Origin of the sequence: Caulobacter flavus, assembly GCF_003722335.1 — a bacterium.
In the GTDB taxonomy this organism is placed as follows: Bacteria; Pseudomonadota; Alphaproteobacteria; order Caulobacterales; family Caulobacteraceae; genus Caulobacter; species Caulobacter flavus.
This window is the reverse complement of the sequence record NZ_CP026100.1, coordinates 3407642-3428672: the sequence shown is the minus strand read 5'-3', so window position 1 is coordinate 3428672 and position 21031 is coordinate 3407642. Positions and strand designations below refer to the sequence as shown.

General features: G+C 71.4%; 13 protein-coding genes. 5 read left to right on the top strand and 8 right to left on the bottom strand.

All coding sequences use genetic code 11. The features are described 5' to 3' along the window. Nucleotides 1-88 precede the first annotated feature (88 nt). Entirely contained in the window at nucleotides 89-1111 is a 1023-nt protein-coding gene (locus C1707_RS15845) for a cupin-like domain-containing protein (RefSeq protein ID WP_101713504.1), read from the top strand. On the opposite strand, the gene C1707_RS15840 is transcribed toward C1707_RS15845, so the two are convergent. Further along, nucleotides 1108-2094 (bottom strand): cellulase family glycosylhydrolase, encoded by a 987-nt coding sequence (locus C1707_RS15840; protein WP_205686769.1) that lies wholly within the window; start codon nucleotides 2092-2094, stop codon nucleotides 1108-1110. The genes C1707_RS15845 and C1707_RS15840 overlap by 4 nt on opposite strands. 157 nt (nucleotides 2095-2251) lie before the next feature. Here C1707_RS15840 and C1707_RS15835 point away from each other — a divergent pair, with 157 nt between their 5' ends. Both C1707_RS15835 and C1707_RS15830 read left to right on the top strand, forming a co-directional pair. Next, a complete protein-coding gene (locus tag C1707_RS15835; RefSeq protein WP_101713505.1) occupies nucleotides 2252-3463 on the top strand; it encodes an ROK family transcriptional regulator in 1212 nt (403 codons plus the stop codon). A 5-nt stretch (nucleotides 3464-3468) separates the two neighbouring features. After that, nucleotides 3469-3780, top strand: coding sequence for a DUF1244 domain-containing protein (locus tag C1707_RS15830; RefSeq protein WP_101713506.1), 312 nt, complete (start codon nucleotides 3469-3471; stop codon nucleotides 3778-3780). Here the strand turns inward: C1707_RS15830 and C1707_RS15825 are convergent. The 6 genes from C1707_RS15825 to C1707_RS15800 form a co-directional block, all read right to left on the bottom strand. After that, nucleotides 3777-7193 carry a glycosyl hydrolase 2 galactose-binding domain-containing protein gene (locus tag C1707_RS15825; RefSeq protein ID WP_101713507.1) on the bottom strand — a complete coding sequence of 1139 codons (3417 nt, stop codon included), beginning with the start codon at nucleotides 7191-7193 and terminating at the stop codon, nucleotides 3777-3779. The genes C1707_RS15830 and C1707_RS15825 overlap by 4 nt on opposite strands. Nucleotides 7194-7243: 50 nt before the next feature. Beyond that, a complete protein-coding gene (locus C1707_RS15820) occupies nucleotides 7244-8725 on the bottom strand; it encodes a carboxylesterase/lipase family protein (protein WP_164467368.1) in 1482 nt (493 codons plus the stop codon). Beyond that, nucleotides 8722-9894: an AGE family epimerase/isomerase gene (locus tag C1707_RS15815; RefSeq protein ID WP_101713509.1), complete on the bottom strand. Its 1173-nt coding sequence runs from the start codon at nucleotides 9892-9894 to the stop codon at nucleotides 8722-8724. The genes C1707_RS15820 and C1707_RS15815 overlap by 4 nt, the downstream gene beginning before the upstream one ends. Next, the gene (locus tag C1707_RS15810; protein WP_101713510.1) at nucleotides 9881-10804 is read right to left on the bottom strand and encodes an ROK family protein; all 924 of its coding nucleotides are present in this window, start codon (nucleotides 10802-10804) and stop codon (nucleotides 9881-9883) included. The genes C1707_RS15815 and C1707_RS15810 overlap by 14 nt, the downstream gene beginning before the upstream one ends. A 121-nt stretch (nucleotides 10805-10925) precedes the next feature. Continuing rightward, nucleotides 10926-12116 carry a glycoside hydrolase family 27 protein gene (locus C1707_RS15805; RefSeq protein WP_101713511.1) on the bottom strand — a complete coding sequence of 397 codons (1191 nt, stop codon included), beginning with the start codon at nucleotides 12114-12116 and terminating at the stop codon, nucleotides 10926-10928. A gap of 310 nt (nucleotides 12117-12426) precedes the next feature. Then, nucleotides 12427-14442: a TonB-dependent receptor gene (locus tag C1707_RS15800; RefSeq protein WP_101713512.1), complete on the bottom strand. Its 2016-nt coding sequence runs from the start codon at nucleotides 14440-14442 to the stop codon at nucleotides 12427-12429. Nucleotides 14443-14610: 168 nt separating this feature from the next. Here C1707_RS15800 and C1707_RS15795 point away from each other — a divergent pair, with 168 nt between their 5' ends. Continuing rightward, entirely contained in the window at nucleotides 14611-16674 is a 2064-nt protein-coding gene (locus tag C1707_RS15795; protein ID WP_101713513.1) for a phytase, read from the top strand. A gap of 96 nt (nucleotides 16675-16770) precedes the next feature. Here the strand turns inward: C1707_RS15795 and C1707_RS15785 are convergent, their stop codons facing one another. Beyond that, nucleotides 16771-17946 (bottom strand): TetR/AcrR family transcriptional regulator, encoded by a 1176-nt coding sequence (locus C1707_RS15785; protein ID WP_205686768.1) that lies wholly within the window; start codon nucleotides 17944-17946, stop codon nucleotides 16771-16773. 225 nt (nucleotides 17947-18171) lie between these two features. Between C1707_RS15785 and C1707_RS15780 the strand changes: the two genes are divergently transcribed. Continuing rightward, on the top strand, nucleotides 18172-21027 hold the full coding sequence (locus C1707_RS15780) for a TonB-dependent receptor (protein WP_101713514.1): 2856 nt from the start codon (nucleotides 18172-18174) through the stop codon (nucleotides 21025-21027). Nucleotides 21028-21031: the final 4 nt, after the last annotated feature.

The window sequence follows — 21031 nt, the reverse complement described above, 5'->3', positions numbered from 1 at the left end:
CTTGCCAACCGCTGTTGCCTGACGGACACAATCACCCTCCAGTACGCCCCGTTCGAAGGGTGGCGACCTTCGAGGGGAGGCAAGGCCGGTGAAGGAAATCCGCGAATCCACGGCGACCTCGCCCGAGGCGCTGGCCACCCTGACGGCCGCCGCGGAACCCGTCGTCATCCGGGGCCTCGTCTCGCATTGGCCCGTGGTCGCGGCCGGTCGCGCCGGTCACGCGGCGCTGTTCGACTATCTGTCGCGGTTCGACGCCGACCAGTCGGTGGCCACCGTCTTCGCCCCGGCCGAGGCCGGCGGGCGGTTCTTCTACGCGGGCGACGATCTGGCGGGCATGAACTTCAAGGGCGGACGCGCCAGGCTGCGGAAGACCTTCGACTTCCTGGCGCAGCACGCGAACGACGCCGAGCAGACGGCGCTGGCCGCCCAGTCGGCGCCGGCCTGGAACGCCCTCCCCGGCTTCGCCGAGGACAACCCCCTGCCCCTTCTGGGCCCAGAGGTCGAGCCGCGCGTCTGGATCGGCAACCGGGTGATCGTCGCCGCCCACCATGATCCGTTCGAGAACATCGCCTGCGTGGTCGCCGGCCGCCGCCGCTTCACCCTCTTCCCGCCCGACCAGGTGGAGAACCTCTACATGGGTCCGTTCGAGCGGACGCCAGCGGGCGCCACCATCAGCCTGGTGTCGTTCGAGGACCCCGACCTCGAACGCTTTCCCCGCTTCGCCAAGGCGCTCGAGACAGCCCAGACCACGGAACTGGAGCCCGGCGACGCGATCTACGTGCCCTACCTGTGGTGGCACCACGTCCGCTCGCTGGAGACGGTCAACATGCTGGTGAACTACTGGTGGAATCCGCCCAACCAGGGCCGTGGCCTGGCGCGCGACGCCTTCATGCACGCCATGCTGACCCTGCGGGCCCTTCCCGCCGCCCACCGCCAGGCCTGGAAGGCGATGTTCGACCACTACGTCTTCCGCACCGAAGGCGACGCCAACGCGCATCTGCCGCCGGCGGCGCGGGGCATCCTAGGCGATCTCGACGAGACCGCGGCCAGGGAATTGCTGTCGATCCTGTCGCGCGTGCTGGCCGAATCCGCCGCCGCCAAGCGCGGCTAGCGGCAGCCGGAAAAGACGCGCGAGCGCCGGCTGGTCTGGCGCACGCCGCCCGGCCCATAGAAGAAGCGCTCGCCCCAGGGCGTCAGCCTGCGTCCGTCGAAGCGCTCGACGAGGTCGAGGTTGGCGACCTCCTGCGCGTTGCCCGACCAGGACCAGCCGAGATAGCCGACGCCCATGGCGCCGGCGAGGCGGAAGATCGCCTCCTCGTCGACCGGCTGCCCGCGATGATCGGGTCCGAACTCGCCGACGATCAGCGGCAGGCGCGCGGTCTCGAAGGCCCGCAGATAGCGCTCGACGGCCTGGGCCTCGCCGTAGGCCTCGTACATGTGCACGTCGAAGACGACGTTGCGCAGCGGGTCGGCGGCGAACAGCTGGGCCGCCCGGTCGCGCATGGTCCCCGAGCGATCCTGGCCGTAGTCGTGGGCGTCGACCACCAGGGTATGGCGCAGCCCCAGGGCGCGCAACGCGATGATGGCCGTGCGATGGGCCTCCAGCCACTGTTCAGGGGTCGTCGCGCCCGCCGTCGGCTCGTTGCCGATGTTGACGAGGACGAGGTCCTCCTGGCCCCGCAGGACGGGTTCGAGCTTCGCCCAGTAGGCCAGCGCCGAGCCGATGTGCGCCGCCTCGGGCTCCAGGCCGTACCCGGTGGTGTCGTGCACCTCGAGGATGACGACCTGGCGGGCGCGGCGGGCCTGGACGAGGATCTTGCGCACGGCCTGGGGCGATGTGCGCCGCCAGCGCGTCCCGTCGCTCAGCACGATGCGGACGGCGTTGGCGCCCAGGGCCGCCGACTGCCGAATGGCCTTGCCCGTGGCGCGCGGCTTCCAGGCATGAGGCAGGTTGACCCCGCGGGCCACGAAGGCCTCGCCGCAGGCGTCGACCAGGCGGCCGTCGCGCACCGAAAAGCCGGCGAAGGCGGGCGCGGCGGCCAGCACGGACGCCAGCGCCACCCCCACGGCCACAGTCCAAATGGCGTTCCCCATCGTCGCCCCCCCAAAGGCACAGGCGCCGGACCCTGGCGATGGCGCCCGATCCGCGCAAGGCATAAAAGAAAACAAATTTCCTTATTTCGCCCGTCGGCGCATCCGTCGCCAACACGACCTTTCGCGCGCCACGCCGCAGGTGCTAAGCCAGACCCAGATGAGCCAGTCGCCCAAAAGCCCCGCCCGCAAGACCTCGCAAGCCGGTCCGAGCCTGTCCGGCACGAATCTGGAGCGGGCCGGCGACTACAACCAGCGGGTCACTCTGCAGTCGATCCGCATCGGCGGCGCCAAGACCAAGCCCGAGATCGCGGCCCTGACCGGCCTGACCGTTCCGGCCATCACCAACATCACCAAGCGCCTGCTGGACGACGGACTGATCGTCGAGGCCGGCAAGCTGCACGGCGGACGCGGCCAGCCGGCCATGACCCTGGCGGTCAATCCCGACGGCTGCTTCTCGATCGGCCTGAACATCGACCGCGACCACGTCACCATCCTGCTGCTCGACTTCGCCGGCCAGGTGCGGGCCCGCTCGACCTGGGAAGTGGCCTTCGCCGGTCCCGACGCCGTGGCGGAGTTCTTCGAGACCAACTGGAAGACCTTCCTCAAGACCAAGGGCGTCGAGGCCGAGCGGATCATCGGCGTCGGCGTGGCCATGCCCGACGACATGGCCCGGGTCGGCCTTCCGCACCGCCCGGCCGAGTACGGCGCCTGGAACACCACCGACGTGCGCCAACTGCTGTCGCGTCGCCACGACCTGCCGGTGACCGTCGAGAACGACGCGGCCGCCGCCGCGCTGGGCGAGCTGCACTTCGGTCACGGCATGAACGCGCCCAGCTTCTTCTACGTGCTGGTCACCTCGGGCCTGGGCGGCGGCCTGGTGGTCGAGGGCGAATACTTCCGCGGCGCCCAGGGACGGAGCGGCGAGCTGGGCTTCCTGCCGGTGACCTCGCCGCGCATAGACGTGGCCACACTGCAGGAAGCGGTGTCGCTGTCGGCCCTGGCCCAGTTCCTGGAGAACAACGGCTTCTCCATCGCCGGGCCCGGCGACCTGGAGACCCTGCCGCAGAAGGGCCTGGATGCCGTCGAGGCCTGGATCGATTTGGCCGCCGACCTGCTGACCGGACCGATGGTGGCCGTCAGTTGCCTGATCAATCCGCAGGCCGTCTACATCGGCGGCCGCCTGCCCGAAAGCCTCGTCGACCGCCTCGCCGCGGCGCTGGAGACCAAGCTTTCGGCCGTCGCGGGCGTGCCCGCCCTCGCCCCTGTCCAGCGCGCGGCCCTGGCCGCCGACGCGCCGGCCATGGGCGCGGCGATCCTGCCGATCATCGAGCGCCTGCTGCCCTCGCGGGCGGCCCTGCAGAAGACCTGAAAGCCATGACTGTCGAGATCGACGACCGCCTCGCCGCCGCCGCCTTCCGCCGCCTGGTCGAGCATCTACGGATGCGCACCGACGCCCCGAACGTCGACCTGATGGGTCTGGCCGGCTTCTGCCGCAACTGCCTGGCCGACTGGGTCAGCGAAGCCTCCGAGGGCGCCGTCGACCGCGACCAGGCGCGGGAAACGATCTACGGCATGCCCCAGTCCGAGTGGAAGGCCCGGCACCAGGCGCCGGCCACGCCGGACCAACTGGCCCGGATGGAGGCCAGCGTGACGCTGAACAAGACGCTGCGGGGCGAGAAGGGCTAGCGCACCACGGCCGACCTGGGCGTCACGTTCCAGCCACGCAGAGCGACCTTGGCCGCCTTGCCAGCCTTGGCGGGATAGCGCACCTCCACCGTCCGCGTCTCGCCCGGAAGCAGCGAGACGTAGTTGTCGGAATAGTAGGCCGGCAGGATGCGATCGCCCTTGGCGTCGAGCAGGGTCAGCTTGCCGTTCAGAGCGGGCGCCGAGCCTTCGTTGACCAGGGTGACGGCGATGACGCCCTCCCCTCGCACGGGCTCGCCAGATTGGACCGACAGCTTCACCGGCTGGGCCGGCATCTCGGATAGTCGCCGCTCGCCCGCGTCGTCGGCTCCGATCCAATAGAGATTGCGCGAAAGCGGCGCGCCGCTCGCGGCGGCCAGGTCGAGACGGACCACCGCGGCCTCGCCGGCCTTCAGGCCAAGGTCGAGCGTCCGCCCGGCGGTAACGGCGTTCGCGGCGGCGTCCAGCGTATCGGTCCAGTCCGATAGCACCCTGCCCGACAGGTCGAGCACCCGCGCCCGCAATCTGGCGCCCGCCACGGACGTGGTCGTGTTGTTGACCACCGCCAGGGTGTGGTCGGCCAGGCTCATCTGAACGTGAACGGGTTCGGCGGCCGCCTTGGTTCCGTAGAAGGCGCCGTGGGTGTCGTAGTCGTGGCTGAGGATCTGCCACATGGTCGAGGGCCAGGCCGGCTGGGTCATCCAGAGAAGGCGACCGGACGATTTGGTCCAGAGCTCCTGGTTCATGCCCTCGAAGATCGCCCGGTGGGTCTCGTAGTTCATCAGCTGGGCCTTGCGCTCGAAGTCCTCGAGGCTGGTCGGCGGCCCCAGTTTGCGGGCCATGGCGTCGGTGAAGGTCCTGGTCGCGCCGTTACCGGTGGGGTGCCAGTCGTGATAGGCCCAGGTGTCGCTGATCGGCCAGCGGTCGGGCGCGGGCACGGCGGCCGAGAACGCCTCCAGCGTCGGGAACGACGGCGTGCCGACCTCGACCGAGAAGCCTTTGGCGTGCTCGGTGAAGTAGGTCTCGGGTTCACGGTAGTTGTAGGGCCCGCTGTTCTGCAGGTTCACGCGGTTGGAGCTGCCGGTGTACCAGCGGGTGCCGTCCAGGTCGTGGACCAGGCGCTCCAGCCCCTCGTTGAGGATCGGCTGGGGAACGCCCTCGTTGCGCCCGAACCACAGCACGATCGAGGGATGGTTGCGATAGCGCGCGATAACGTCGGCGGCGTTGGCCAGGAACAGCGGCACGTCCTGCGGCTCGAGCTGATAGTCCTGGGTCGAGGCCCAGAAGTCGTTGAGCACCAGCAGGCCGTACTCGTCGGCCAGATCGTAGAACGGCTCCTCGGTGTTCTGGCCCACCCAGTTGCGGATGGTGTTTAGGCCCGCTTCCTTGTGCAGCCGGAAATAGGGCTCCAGCCGCTCGCGCTCGATGCGCTTGCGCCAGTCGTCCGTGCCCCAGTTGCCGCCGCGCGCGGCGATCTTCACGCCGTTGACCTTCAGCACCAGATGCGGCGCCAGGCCCGTCTCGGGCGCGTCGCGCACGGCCGGCGAGTCCTCGCCCTGCGCCGTCAGCGAGGTCGCCCAGCCATCGACCACCTTGCGGATGCCCTCGTGGCTGCCGTCGGTGACATCCTGGCCCAGCTGGCGAGCCTTGCCGAAGTCGACCTCGACACGGCGCAGATGGCCGGCGGGGTTCATCAGCGACAGTTCGTAGGTCACCTGGCGGATGCCGAAGCGCAGGCGCTTCTCGTCCGACGACCGGCCGTCGACGGCGACGGTCAGGGTCAGGTCGTGCAGCGCCTGCTCGCCATAGCCGTTGGGCCACCAGAGCCTGGGATTGGCCACGGCCAGTTGCGGGAACTCGGCGGGCGTCAGCTTCACGGTGGAGACGCCCGGCGCGGCGGCAACGGTCTTTGAGACCGTGACGCCGTCGAAGGCGGCCGTCACCGTGACCTCCACCGGACGGTCCGAGAGGTTTTCTACCGGCGCGACGATCTCGATCTCGGCCAGGCTGTTGTCGGCCTTGGGCAGCGTGGTGACCACCTGCGGGTCGCCCAGGCGCGCATCGCCCGAGGCTTCCAGCACCACGTCCTGCCAGAGGCCGGTGTTGCGGTCGCGCACGCTGGGAATCCAGTCCCAGCCCTCGCTGGCGACGAAGGTCGGACCGTCCAGGGCCATCATGCCGCCGTTCTCGCCGACGCCTGCGGTCAGCGACTCCTCGTGCGCCAGGCCCGGATGCGGCGGCGGCGACACCCTCACGGCCAGCACGTTGCCGGTCGGCTTCAGCTTGCCCGCGACGTCGAAGCGGCCGCGCACGAAGGCGCCCTTCATGTCGCCCAGCTTCTCGCCGTTCAGCCACACCTCGGCGGCGTAGTTCACGCCCTTGAAGGTCAGGCGCGGGCGCTTGCCGGCGACAGCCGCCGGCGCGTCGAAGACGGTGCGATACCACCAGGCCTGCCTGTTCAGGCTTTCCGGGATCGCGGTGTTGTTGAGGCCGTAGTCGGGATCGGGATAGACGCCGCGATCGACCAGCGTGGTCAGCACGGTGCCGGGCACGGTGGCGGCGTACCAGGCCTTGGCGTCGAAGCCGGCCGACGAGATTTCCGCGCCGCCCTGCCCGACCTTCGGCGCCTCGACCAGGCTCCAGCGCTTCAGCGTCCAGGCGCCGGGTCCTGCGTCGACCAGGGCCGGACCGGCATAGGGCGGTCTTGCGACGGGCGCCGAGATCGCGCCCTTGCCCTGAGGCCGGGTCCAGGCCTCCTGCGGCGCCGTCTGGCCGGCCTGCTGACGCACCTGCACCGGCCAGGTCGGGCTGCCCGTCTCGAACACGGTCAGCGCATCGGGCATGCCGGCCGCGAGGCTCTTGACCTCCTGCTCCGAAAGCGCCCGCGTCTCGGCGCGGAAGCCCGCAACCTGGCCGGCGAAGGGCGAGAATCCGGCCGCCTTGCGCGGGCCGAGGGAGACGATCGCGGAGGTCCCGGCCGCCGGCGCACCGCCCTGCCCGACCGCCTTGCCGTCGACATAGAGGGTGACCTTGGCGCCGTCCGACACGGCGGCGACGAAACGCCAGTCGCCGATCCTCGGCGCCTCGCCGCCCCTGGTCAGGGCGCCGGCCGCGACGGCGGCGAAGCCGTCCGGACCGACGGCGAGGAAGCGGCCGCTGGCGACGTCGCCGACGCCGGCGACCAGGGCCGGGCCCGCGGGCGCATCGGAAGCCTTGATCCAGGCCGACAGCGACCAAGGCGCGCCAGCCGGAAGGGTCTGCCCCTCGGCCGCGCCGGCAAGCGGTCGTGAAAGACCGTCGCCGCCGGCGGGAAACTCGGCGTTGTAGGGTCCCCAGCCCTGGGCGACCGCCGCCAGCGGCGCCAGCAGGACCAGGGCGCAACCGGCGACCAGGACGGATTTAGAGCGGGTCTTCATCCTCTTCGTTTCCTCCGCGCGCGGCTTGGACGCCGCTTGTTGCTGACGATCTAGGGCCGGGTGTGGAACCGGCAGTTGGTCTCTTGGCCCTTCTGCGCCCTCGGCCCGGCGGCGGCGAAAACCAGCCGCTCGCCCGCGCCGCTCTCGGCGGGCCACGGCGGCAGTCCAGGTCCGTTCGGGTCGCCCGTGCGGGCGAAGGCCGCCCAATAGGCCTGCATGGGCGGGCGCCCTTCGACGGGTCGGTCGAAGACGTAGGTCAGCTCCGAGCCGTGACTGACGGCCGCCTGGCCGGGCGCGGCGACATCGAGTTCGTAACGCCAGATCCTGCCGCCGGCCGCGTGGCGCAGGCGCGCCGTCGTCGCGGCCGGGCAGCGGAACATGCGGTCGGTGGCGAGTTGCATGACGGCGTCGCCGCGAACCGGATCGGCCGCGGCCGGCGGGTCCCGATCCAGGCCGTAGGCCGCCAGCACCTGTGGCGCGCGCGTTCCGAACGCCTGGCTGGCCCAGATCCGGGCGCGCTCGGGCTCGCCGCCGAACAGGGCGATCTCCCGGGCGCTGGAGCCGACGATCATCGGCTTCACGCCCGGATCGGCCAGCAGAGCTTCGGGCGCTTTCGGCAGCACGGCGCCGTCGACGACCGCCTGGGTCCAGATGAAGCCCTGGTCGTCGAGAGGCGCGGTCAGGTCATCGGCCGCCTTCAGCAGGTCGTCGCCGGAGATCCGCCGAAGATCGCCGAGCGATCTCGCCCCGACGCGCCGCGCCAGATCCTCGCCGATCGCCTCGTTCTGGCGCAGGGAGCGTGGTGGAAAGCCGAAACCCGGCATGCCGCTCTGCAGGATTCCGCGGGCCGCGAGCTCTCGTCCCCGAGGCGACAGCATCACCAGGCCCGCGTCCTGGCCGCCGGCCGAATGGCCGAACAGGGTGACGTTGGCCGGATCGCCGCCGAACCCCGCGATGTTGTCCCGCACCCAGCCGAGAGCGGCGAGGATGTCCATCAGGGCGTAGTTGCCCGAGGCTCCGCCCTGCTCCCTGGTCAGGTCCGGATGCGACAGGAAGCCGAACACTCCCAGGCGGTACTGCACGCTGACCAGGACCACGCCCTGGTCGACCAGGCTGGACTCCACCGTGCCCGCGCCGGAACCGGCGTGATTGGCTCCGCCGTGCACCCAGACCATGACCGGCAGCTTGGCGCCCGGCGCATGGCTGGGCGAGCGAACGTCGAGATAGAGGCAGTCCTCGCTGGCGCGCGCCGCGTCGGCGGCGTTCCAGCCGCGCGAGGTCTGCAGACACGCAGGACCCGACGCCGAGGCCGCTCGCTCGCCGCTCCAGGCGGCGACGGACTGCGGCGGCTTCCAACGCCGTTCACCCACCGGCGGGCGGGCGAACGGAACGCCTAGGAAGGCCACGCCGCCATCGGCTCGCCGTTCGCCGACGAGCACCCCGGACGTGGTCCGCGCGCGAACCGGATCGGCCAGCGCCGGCGCTCCCAAGGCCAGCGCCGCGACCAGAAGGGCGCCGCCGATCCACCTCACGAGGCCACGCGAAGCCGAGTGTCGGCGCGAGCCAGGGCCGTGCTCAGGGCCTCGATGGCGCAGACGATGTGGTAGAACGAACTGGCCGGCGCGGCTTCGTCGACCATCCGGCCGTCCGGGGTCAGGCGATCGAACCACAGGCCCGGCGTCGGCGTGGCCAGGTAGGCCTCCAGTCCGCGAACCGCCGCCGCGGCCAGCGTCCAGCGCCCGGCCTCGCCAGTCTCGACCGCGGCCAGGGCATGGGCCTTGATCCGTTCGGTCTGCGGCCACAGCCGAGCCTCGTCGTCGTGCGCGGAGAAGTCGTCGAGCAGAGCGTTGATCGCCACGCCGCGCGCCTGGTCGACGCCATATCGCTCGCCGATCTCGATCAGCCGCAGCGCCGCGCGCCGGCAGGCCTGGGCGTCGGCCGCGTCGTCGGTCAGCGCCGCCCAGCGCAGCAGCAGCCAGGCCCATTCGAACTGGTGGCCGGGTTCGACGATCCGGCCGGCAAGACCCGGCGCGGGCCGCCAGGCGTCATCGAAGGTCTCGCGCAGGGCGCCCTGGTCGTCGATGAAGACCTCGAGCGCCAGCGCCTTGATCTCCAGGGCCAGATCACGCCACTCGCCGTCTCCCTCGGCCTCGATCCAGGCCAGGGCGGCCTCGAACAGGTGCATGTGCGGGTTCGACAGCAGCACCCCGGTCGGCGGAAAGGCGGAATAAAAGCCGGCGACCGGATGTCGAAAGGCCGTCAGCACGGCGCGTCGCAAGGCCTCAGTGCTGGCTTCGGCGGCGGGACCGAGAACGATGTCCATGTCGGCCAGCGCGAACAGGGCGAAGGCCTGATCGTAGAGCACCGCGCCGTCGTCCAGCACGCGCCCATCGCCGTCGACAGCCGCCCGGATCAGGCCGTTGGGCTTGACGTAGCGGGTCAGAAAGGCGGCCAGGCCCCGCCTCACGGTCCTCAGATCGACCTGCGCGCCCAGGCGCTCGGCCCCGACGAGGGCGTAGAGCTGCCTCGGCTGGACCCGGGCCCGGCGTAGGCTCGCGACCGGACGGCCGTCCTGGCCGAGCTTCTCCTCGAAAGCGCCCGAGGCATCCACGCCGGCCTGGCTCCACAGCGGCGTCGCCGCTTCGGCCAGCCAGCGCTTCAGCCGGGCGCAGGCGGCGCGGGCCTCCTCAAGCGGCGACATCGCCGGCCCAGTCGGCCTGGCTCCACAGGCGCGCGGCTCCGCGCACGCCCGAGGAGTCGCCCCAGCGGGCCTTGACGATGCGGCTTTCCCAGTTGTCGGTGAAGACATGCGGCGCGACCAGGGCCGGCAGACGTTCGTAGAGCAGTTCGACGTTCGACATGCCTCCGCCCAGGACGAAGACGTCCGGGTCGACGATGTCGGCGATCACGCCCAGGCCGCGCGCCAGTCGGTCCAGATAGCGGTCCAGCGCCCCCTGGGCGACCGGATCGCCGGCGGCCGCGGCCTCGACGATCGCCGCCCCGCTGACGTCTGCGCCGCCATGCTCGCGGAAGTCGCGACGAAAGCCCGTGCCGGAGATCCAGGTCTCCAGGCAGCCCTGGCGGCCGCACCAGCATTGCGGCCCCGGGCTCTCCTCGGCCTTGGGCCAGGGCAGAGGCACGTGGCCCCACTCGCCGCCCACGCCGTTGGCTCCTTCGACGAGCCGTCCGTCGACCGCCAGCCCGCCGCCGCAGCCGGTGCCGATGATGACGGCAAAGGTGACGCGCGCCCCGGCCGCCGCGCCGTCGACGGCCTCCGAAAGAGCCAGGCAGTTGGCGTCGTTGGCCAGGCGGATCGGCCGCTCCAGCGCGGCCTGCAGGTCTTCGCGGAACCGGCGGCCGTTCAGGTAGGTGGTGTTGGCGTTGCGGATCAGGCCGGTGCGCGGCGAGACCGAACCCGGCGCGCCGACGCCGACCGATCCCTTGCCGCCGACGGCCTGCTCGGTGCGTCCGACGAGATCGCGCACCACCTCCAGCGCCGCCTCGTAGCTGGCGGGCGTGGCGGCGCGGAGCGTCGAAAGCACGCGCCCATCTGCCGACAGGGCCGCCGCCTCGATCTTGGTTCCGCCGAAATCGATCCCGATCTGGATCACCCGAAACTCCCTCGCCGCACGTCAGCACCGGACGCCGCAACCTCCAGCGGTCAGAGGCTTACCTTGGGTCCGCCAACCGCGCCAGAATAAAAAAAGACTTTTTATTTATTCGTACTACAAGTCAGGGCGCGACCTTCAGCATCACGACGCCATGAGCCGCCACCTGCGCCGCGTGGCCGCCCTTGCGAACGCCGAGATCCTTGCCCGTCCAGAGGTCGCGGACCTTGGCCGGCAGCGCGTCGGGATAGTCGAGCATCGCCCAGTCGACGCGGATCGTCGCCGGCGCCTGGCCGCGGTTCAGCAGCGCCACGGCCCGGCTGCCGCCCTTGAGGGGACGGGCCCAGACCTCCAGATCACCCTGCTTGGACACGCGCCGCGCCTGGGCGCCGAGCGGGTCCTGGTCGATGGCGACGACCTCCTTGTTGGTCAGGATCGCCTTGGTGTCGGCGTCCATGTGGCCGATGTCGTTGCCGGCGATCAGCGGCGCGGCCAGCATCGCCCACAGGCTGAAGTGCGCGCGGTACTCCTCGGTGGTCATGCCGCCGTTGCCGACTTCGAGCATGTCCGGATCGTTCCAGTGGCCCGGCCTGGCGAACGGATGGAGCTCGACCTGCCTGTCGAGGATGTTCATGACGCCCAGGCTGTAGCCCTTCACGCCCTCCCAGGCGTCGTAGATGTCGCCAGTGGTGCGCCAGAGGTTTCCGATCTGGGGTCCCCAGGTCCAGGGCTTGGAGTTTCCCCACTCGCAGATCGAGAAGACGATGTCCCGGCCCGAGGCCTGCAGGGCGGCCGACATGATGTAGTAGGACGACGGCGCGTCCTGCGTGCCGGCCATGCACCAGTCGTATTTCAGATAGTCGACGCCCCAGGCGGCGTACTGGCGGGCGTCCTGATATTCGTAGCCGCGGCTGCCCGGACGGCCCGCGCAGGTCTTCAGGCCGGCGTCGGAATAGATGCCGAACTTCAGGCCCCTGGAATGGATGTAGTCGCCCAGCGCCTTCATGCCGCTCGGAAAGCGCTTGGGATCTGGCTGGATGTCGCCCCGGACGTCGCGCTCGCCGTGCCAGCAGTCGTCGATGACGACGTATTCGTAGCCGGCGTCCTTCATGCCCGAGGCGACCATGGCGTCGGCCATCCGCCGGATCAGGGTCTCGTCCACGTCGCAGCCGAACTTGTTCCAGCTGTTCCAGCCCATCGGCGGGGTGCGGGCCAGGCCGTTGTCGGGCAGAGGCGGCGGCGGATCGTCGGCCAGGGCCGGCGCGGCGGACGCGAGCAGGGACGCGGCCGCCAGGGCCGAGACGAGGCGCTTCATGGGTTCACGCGAGTGTGGGGTGAAGAGAAGGACGGCCCGCCGGTCCCTTGGCTCCCGCTTGCAGGAATCTTGGGAAAGGCGCGGGTGAACCGGCGGACCGCTAGGCGACGAGGCCTCAGTCGATCAGGCGGGGAAGATAAAGGTGCGTGGGCGCGAAGCCGCGCCGGGGCCTTGCCCGAAAATCATGTTTGCCTCCCCAGGTCCTGCGCCGCGACCTTGGTGGCGCGGGCGGCTGGCTCGAGACAGAGGTGACCACGCCGCCCCGCCGGCCGTCAATCGAATAAATAAATTTGCTTTTCTTTTTATCGGATCAGCGGACGTAGGTGACCCCCACCCTCACGCTGCGCGGGGCGTCGAAGCTGGTCACGCCGTCACCCGTGCGACCCGTGGCGACGTCGGCGTCCAGCGCGTTGCGCAGATCAAGCTCCAGGCGGGTCGAGGGGTTGAGCGCGTAGCGAGCCGAAAGACCAAGGGTCGTCGCGGCGTCCAGCCGACGGGTGTTGAGGTCGTCGTCGAAGCGCGCGCCCTCGTGTCGAGCGGCGAGGAACAGGCCCAGGCGCGCGTTCGCGCGCCATTCCAGCCCGGCCGAGGCCGCGACGCGCGGCGCCTGGGCCGGACGCTTGCCGGTCAGTTGAGGCGCCTGCGAGCCGCCGTCGACCTCGGCATCGGTCGCCATCAGCGCACCGGTCAGCACCAGGCTCCGGCCCAGATCGGCGCGGCCCTCCAACTCCAGCCCGACCGCGTCGATGCGGCCGACGTTCTGGCGCTGGCGCAACACGCCGCCGGCCGGGATGAAGCCGGCGGTCGGGAAGGTCGCCGGCCCCTGCCCGATCGTGACGTTGGCCACCGGATCCTCCAGCCGGTTGAGGAACAGGGTCGCCGACAGTCTGGCGCCCTTCCCTTCCAGGCCCGCCCCCGCCTCGACGCCGTAGAGGCGCTCCGGCTTCAGGGCCGCGTTGGCCTCGGTGACGTCATTGCCCACCCGGAACGGCCGATGCAGCTCGTTCAGGCTGGGCGGACGGAAGCCGGCATAGGCGGCGGTGCGAACAAAGCCCGGACCAAGGTCGCGACGCAGGCCCACGCGGCCCGTGGGCGTGGTGGTCGAGCGGCCGGCCGGCGCCTCGTCGAGCGTCGCCGCTCCGGTCTGCAGGTCGAACTCGCGGCGGCGGGCGTCGAAGGCCCGCCAGTGGTCCACGCGCAGGTCGCCGGTCAGCAGCCACGGCCCGGCGGTCCAGCTGGCGTCGGCATAGGCGCCCAGCGTCGTGGTCTGGCCGCCCGCTTCGCGCAGGCGGGTGAACTGGCCGCCCATGTAGCGGAAGCGCTCGTGGGTCTCGCCTTCGGCCGCGCGCAGGTCGGCGCCGACCTCCCATTCCAGCGGCCCGCGCACGCCGCGCAAGGCGGCATTGAAGCCGTAGCCGTGGGCCGGGGTCTCGAACTGGTCGTTGGCCGGCGTGGTGAAGGCCCGACCCGCGCCGACGGCGACCGAGCGGTTCTGAAGGTCGCTGACCAGGGTCCAGGCCTGCAGGCGCCAGCCATGGCGATCCCCCGAGGGCGCCTGGGCCAGGGTCAGGCTGGCCTGGGCGCCGCGCGCGCGGGCGTCGGCGCCGACCAGGCCCGAGCGGCGGTTCTCGTCGTAGACGGCGACCCGGGCGGCCATGGCCGGACCCGACGACAGCTGGGCGTCGTAGCGCAGCGCCGCCGACCAGGCGTCGAGGGCCAGCGGCTCGTCGGCCGCGCCGCGCCCCGCGCGAACCGGCGTCCAGCCGCCCGAGCGCTCGGCCGTGACGCTGGCGAGCACGCCGCCGGCGCCCGCGTTCAGCGCCGCGCGGCGATAGCTCTGTCCGCCGGCCTCGGCCGACGCCTCCAGCACCGGCCCGCCGCCGTCCCGACCGGTCAGGGCGACGACGCCGGTCAGGGCCCCCGCGCCATAGGCCTGGGCCCCGGCGCCGCGCACGACGCGCACATCCTGGACGGTCTCGGCCGGCAGGCCGCTCCAGATCACCCAGCCGCCGAACGGGTCGTTCTGCGGCACGCCGTCCAGCGTGACCAGCGCCCGCCCGGCCCCGGACGGCGCGATGGCGCGCAGCGACAGCCCCTGCGTGGTCGGATTGGTCGCCAGGCTCGAGGTGCGTCGAAACAGCGAGACGCCCGGCGCTCGCGCCAGCTGCTCGTCGAGACGCGGCGAGCGCGCCCAGGCCGGATCGGCCAGGCTGGTGATGGCGAAGGCGCCCTCCCCGGCCGACGGCGGCAGGCGGGCGCCGGTGACGATCACTTCCGAGACCTGAGCTTCGGGCGCTGGCGGGGTCTCGAAGGGGGCGTCGAACATGGCGGCTCCGGCGGAGTGAGAGTTGGCGCAGCCTATCGCCGCCCCGGCGCATGTGAACGTCCCCCCGGTCGAAAAGGCGCACCTGTCATCAATCCGTTTTGCAATCGTCGCATAAGCCCTCGCGCGCGACCGGTCGGCCCGCGCGCAGGCACCCGGGGGACAAGCCGCATGACTCATCTTCGCGCCAGCGCCGCCGTCGGCGTGCTCGCCTTCCTGCTGGGCGCCGGATCGGCTCAAGCCCAATCCCCTCAGGCCCAATCCCCTCAGGCCCAAGGGCCGGTCGTGGCTCCGGTCGGCTCGACCGCCCCCACGGTCGAAGGCGGCGCCAACGGCGTGGCGCTGCTGCGCAACCCGGCCGCGCCGGACAAGAGCCTGATCGCCGCCACCGGCGAGGGCGGCGGGCTGGAGCTCTACGGCCTCGACGGCAAGCGGGTCGGCGCGATTCCTGGCGGCGAGGTCTACGGCGTCGACGTGCGTGAACAGGACGGCAAGCCCCTGCTGGCGCTGCTGGACCGCAAGGGCGGGCGCCTGCGCCTGGCCTCGTACGACTTCGCCGCAGGACAGGCCGCCAGCCTCGACGCCAAGCCGCTGACGCTGGACTACGCCGGCGAAGGCGTCTGCCTGCACCGGGCGCCGCGCGACGGATCGCTCTACGCCTTCACCCTGGGCGTGGCCGGCCAGATGGACCAGTGGCTGCTGTTCCCCACCGCCGACGGCAAGCTGGACGGGCGCATCGTGCGCCGCCTGCACCTGTCGTCCGAGGCCAAGTACTGCGTCGCCGACGACGCCAGCGGCGCCCTCTACGTCGCCCAGGAGGCGGTGGGCGTCTGGCGCTACGACGCCGATCCGGAGGCCGAGCCCGTCCCGACGCTGATCGACGCGGCGCGCCTGGGCCAGGTGGCCGGCGAGGTGGCGGGCCTGGCCCTGGTCGACGGCGGCCAGGCGGCCCGCTTCCTGGTGGCCGCCAATGCGACCGCCGGCGACTACCTGGTCTATGACCGCGCCCGCGACGACGCCTATGTCGGCGCCTTCCGCATCCAGACCGGCGATCGCAATGCCGTCGAGAACCCCTCGGGCCTGTTCGCCCTGCGCGCGCCCCTGGGCGAGCGCCTGCCGGCCGGCGCCCTGCTGGTGGCCGACGACCGCAAGTCGGGCGCCGACATGAAGGTCGTCTCGTGGGCCGACGTCGCCGCCGGGCTAAAGCTGGCCACGGGCGACGCGGCCGGATCCAAGCCGGCGGCCGGCTTCGCCTCGGTGCGGCCGACCATGGAGACCAAGCCCGTCGACCACGACGGCGACGCCGCCGACGATCCGGCGATCTGGGCCAACCCGACCGATCCCGCCAAGAGCGCCATCATCGCCACCGACAAGAAGGGCGGCCTGCTGGTCTACGACCTGTCGGGCCAACCGCTGCAGTACCTGGCCGACGGCAAGATGAACAATGTCGACCTGCGGGCGGGCTTCAAGCTGGGCGGCCGCGAGACGATCCTGGTCGCCGCCAGCGACCGCACCCACAAGTCGATCGCCCTCTACACGCTGGATCCCTCCACCCGGCAGCTGACCTCGGTCGCCGACGGCGTGCAGGCCACGGGCCTCTCGGACCCCTACGGCCTTTGCATGTATCGCGGTGCCAAGGGCGAGACCTACGTCTTCGTCGGCGATCCTGACGGGCTGGTGCGCCAGTGGAAGCTGGTCGCCCAGGCCAGCGGCAAGGTGCGCGCCGTGCAGGTTCGCGACTTCAAGTTCGACACCCAGACCGAGGGCTGCGTCGCCGACGACGAGACCGGCGCCCTTTACGTCGCCGAAGAAGACGTGGCGCTTTGGAAGCTGGGCGCCGAGCCGACGGACAGGAAGGCGCCCAAGGCCATTGACCGCGTCGCGTCCAATCCGGCCCTGAAGGACGACCTGGAGGGCGTGGGGCTCTACCGGCAGGCGGGCGGCAAGGGCTATCTGGTGGTCTCCAGCCAGGGCAACAACAGCTACGCCGTCTATCGCCGCGAGGGCGACAACGCCTATGTCGGCAGCTTCGCCGTCACCGCCGACGGGGCCAGGGGGATCGACGGGATCTCCGAGACCGACGGCCTGGACGTCACCAGCGCCTCGCTGGGCGCTGGCCTGGAAGCCGGGGCATTCGTCGCCCAGGACGGCCGCAACGTCTTTCCGCCGGAGCACCAGAACTTCAAGCTCGTGCCGTGGTCGGCGATCGCGGGGGTGCTGGGGCTGAAGGAATAGCCGCCTGGCGGCGGACCCCCTCGGTCGCTCCGCGACAGCTCCCCCAGAGGGGGAGCATCTGGAGCGCCAAGAGCCTCCCCCTCTGGGGGAGAATCTTTACACCTTGCCGAACAGCCGCGCCTGCAGCCGGTCGCGCATCGCGCCGAAGGCGGCTTCGCGGTCGGCCGGCGCGGCGAAGCGGAGCTTGCCGATCAGGCCGCCCATCAGGGTGGACCAGACCATGGCGTCCAGGCCGTCGGCGTCGTTGACGCCCTGGCGGCGCAGCATGCGCATCGAGGTGGCGCCGCGGGTGGCGCGGACGGCCGCGGCGAGGGGCTGGAGGGCCGGTTCGCGGGCGGCGGCCAGTTGCAGGGCCCCCAGCGCCCGCACCCGAGCCGAGAAGCCGCCGGTCGGCGCCATGACGGTGGCCACGCCGGCGTCGTCGGCCGAGGCCAGGACCTCGGCCCGGACCTGGCGATGCAGCTCGACCATCGCGGCCTCGACCAGATCGGCCTTGGTGCGGAAGAAGTAGGTGGTGGCCGCCAGCGACACCCCGGCCCTGGCCGCCACGTCGCGCTGGGTCAGGCGGGAGACGCCGCGGTCGGCGATGCCGGCGATGGCGGCCTCGACGATGCGGCGGGCGGTGTCGTTGGCGTGTTCGCGCTCGGGCAGCACCTCGTCGGGCGCGGGCCCGGCCGGGACCGGCTCGATCGCCGTTCCGCCCAGCCGCGCGCCCAGCCGCCGGAAGGCCGGCGCCAGCCACAGCAGGCGCTCGCCCGCGTCGGGCTCGACATGCAGCAGGGTGAGCAGGCCGACGGCCAGGCCCGCCCAGCCGTCGGCGTCGCCCTCGGCCGCCCCGAGCACCAGCGCCGTCTCGCGCCAGAAGGCGAACTCGGCCTCCCCGCCTCGCCCGGCCGCCGCCTGCAGTTCCAGGTCGCCGCCGACCTCGGCCTCGATCTCGAACTCGCCCAGCAGCACGAAGCCCAGCCGCCCCGCCTGCAGGCGCTCGGCGACCAGCAGGGTCATGCGGTCGGCGAGGCTGTTCCAGCGCGGGCCACGCGCGAGGCCGGCCGCCGCCGCTTCGCGCGCGCCCTCGGCCTCGTCGAGCGCCAGGGCCTGGATGCGCCGCAGGAAGCCGGCGCGATCGCCGAAATAGTAGTTCACGGCCGAGGCGGCCGCTCCCGCGCGGGCGGCGGCGGTGCGCGCGCTGACGGCTCCCAGCCCTTCTTCCAGGGCGATGCGGTAGCCCGCCTCGACCAGTTGGGCGGCGGAATCCAAGTCTGCGAAGGCCATGCCCCGTGTTTGGCTGCACAGCCGTTCGAACGCAAGTCTGGACAAGCGTTCAAGTTGCACCCCACTCAAGGCCGAGCACATCGCGCACATTGAGTATTTTGTTTTTTTATATTATATGGTTATGGCTTCGTACAAAAATCCGTCGCCTAAATTTCACGACAGTTTCACACGGTACAATCGTTCGAATTGCTATCCGCCCCTCGTCTTCATCGAGGGGAAGCCAACATGACCCGCGCCAGCCGAAGCGCCGCCAAGGCCCTGCTGCTCACCACCGCCGCGCTCGCGCTGCCGATCGCCGCCCACGCCGCCCACGCCGCCGACGCGGCGCAACCCGCCGCGATCGCGGCCGCCGCCACGGCCGTCGGCCGGGTGGTCGGCACGGACGGGGCCTATCTGGTCGCCGCCGAGGTGTCCGCGCCGGGGCTGGGCCTGCGCACCACCACCGACCGCGAAGGCCGCTTCGCCCTGGCCCTGCCGGCCGGCCCGCACAAGCTGCTCGTCCGCTATCCGGGCCTGCCCGACCGCGAGGTCGAGGCCAGCGCCGGCGCCGCGCCGATCACCGTCAGCTACGCCGACGCGGCCGAGATGGAAGCCCTGGTGGTGACCGCCGGGCCGATCCTGGGCTCGCAAGCCGCGGCGATCGCCCAGCAGCGGGCCGCCGACAACATCATGAGCGTGGTCGCCGCCGACGCCATCGGCCGCTTCCCCGACCAGTCGGCCGCCGCCGCCCTGTCGCGCATTCCCGGCGCGGCCATCGAGCGCGACCAGGGCCAGGAGCGCTACGTCCAGCTGCGCGGCGCGCCCGAGCGCTGGACCGTGGTGTCGATCGACGGGATGAACGTGCTGGGCGCCGAGGAGCGGGTGTTCCGCTTCGACTCCGTACCCGCCGTGGTCATCCAGTCGATGGAGGTCAACAAGACCCTGACCCCGGACCAGCCGGCCGAGGCCCTGGCGGGCAGGATCAACATCGTCACCGCCTCGCCCTTCGACCGGCGCGGCGCCCACGTCTCGGGCGACATCGGCTACGGCGAGATGCAGCTGGGCGACGGTCCGCAGCGCCAGGGCTCGATCCGCGGCTCGTGGTCGAACGACAAGTTCGGCGTGGTCGCCGCGCTCGCCCACTACCGCCGCAACCAGACCACCGACAACCGCGAGATCACCTGGAACCGCGACGGCGACCTGGACACGCCCGACGACTTCTCCTTCCGCTCCTACCGCCTGGAGCGCGAGAACAACGCCGCCCAGCTGGGCCTGGAATACCGCCCCGACAGCGGCGGCCGGATCTTCTTCAACAGCCTGTATTCCGAGTTCATCGACCGCGAGCAGCGCAACCAGTACGACTTCCAGCTGTCGCGCGCCCGCACCCAGACGCCGGCCAATCGCGGGGCCGACAGCGGCTTCGTCGACGGCGCGGCCTATACCGGCAGCTGGCAGTACGGCCGCTACTACAGCGACACCTTCGCCAACACGCTGGGCGGCGACCATGAGTGGGCCGACACCTCGATCAAGTGGCGGCTGAACTACACCCACACCGACGCGGGCGCGTACCTGCCGCTGATCCAGCAGAACTTCGGCCGCCTGTCGCTGGTCTACAGCGGCGCGACCTCGGGCATTCCCGACCTGGACCTCTACACGACCAGCGGCTCGGGCACGACCTACGCCCGGGGGACGGCGCTGAGCGCCCTGCCCCAGACCGGCTCGCAGGCCGACGTGCTGATCCCGATCGTCTACGCCACCGACACCGACGCCTGGACCGGCCAGGTGGACATCGCCCGCGACTGGACCTCGTTCGGCGCCGAGGCGACCTTCAAGGCCGGCGTGAAGTACGACATGCGCAAGGCGACCGGGAACACCTTCTCGGGCGTGCCGGGCGCGACGCCCGTCCTGCAGAGCCTGGCGGCCCAGACCGGCGGGACCTGGAGCGTCACGCCCCGGATCACCAACGCTCAGTGGAGCAGCGACTTCGCGCGCGGCTGGGGCGTCAACTACGTCGACAACATCGGCCTGCGCCAGGACCTGGACGCCCTGCTGGCCAAGGCCACGAACGCGGGCCTCTACAACGCCGCCGCCGCGGTGCAGCCGCAGGACCGCTTCGCCGTCGACGAGAACATCCTGTCGGCCTACGCCCAGAACAAGTGGACGCTGGGCAAGTGGGAGGTGCTGGCCGGTCTGCGCATCGAGAGCGTGGACCTGGAAAGCCGGGGCGTGGTGGCCAGCGGCTCGAGCCTGACGCCGCTGACGGCCAAGCAGAGCTACACCGACCTGTTCCCCAGCCTGCACGTCAACTACGAGGTCACCGACGACGTCCAGGCGCGCTTCGCCCTGATCAGCGGCGTGGCCCGGCCCTCGTTCGGCGAGATCCGCACCAGCGTGTCGGTCAACGACGCCAGCGAGACGGTCAGCGGCGGCAATCCGGACCTGAAGCCCGAGCGCGCCTTCGGCTTCGACACGGCGCTGGAATGGTACCTGCCGGGGGCTGGCCTGCTGTCGGCCTCGGCCTTCTACCGCCGGATCGACGACGTGCTCTACGACAGCGTCGCCACCATCCGCGACGACCGCTACGACGTCGGGACGCTGGACCGCACGGGCTACACCTACTCGACCACGCTGAACGGTTCGGACGGCAAGATGGCCGGCATCGAACTGGCCTACATGCAGCAGTGGCGCTTCCTGCCCGGTCCGCTGAGCGGCTTCGGCTTCCAGGGCAACGTCACCTTCCTGGACGGCGAGTTCAAGACGCCCGAAGGGGTTAAGAGCGCCTTCCCGGGCCTGTCGGACACCCTCGTCAACGCCTCGATCTTCTACGAGAAATACGGCCTGTCGGCCCGCCTGTCCTACCAGTGGCGCAACGACTGGCTGGACGAGCCGAGCGTCGACGCCACCGACCAGACCTACTGGGCGGCCACCGAGCAACTGGACCTGTCGCTGCGCTACCAGGTGCGTGACGGCGTCACCGTCTACTTCGACGCCAGCAACCTCACCGACGAGGTGGGCATGCGCTACCAGGGCCACGCCAACCGCCCCATCGAAGCCGAGGGCGTGGGCCGCCGGTTCATGGGCGGCGTGCGGTTCAACTTCTAAGCTT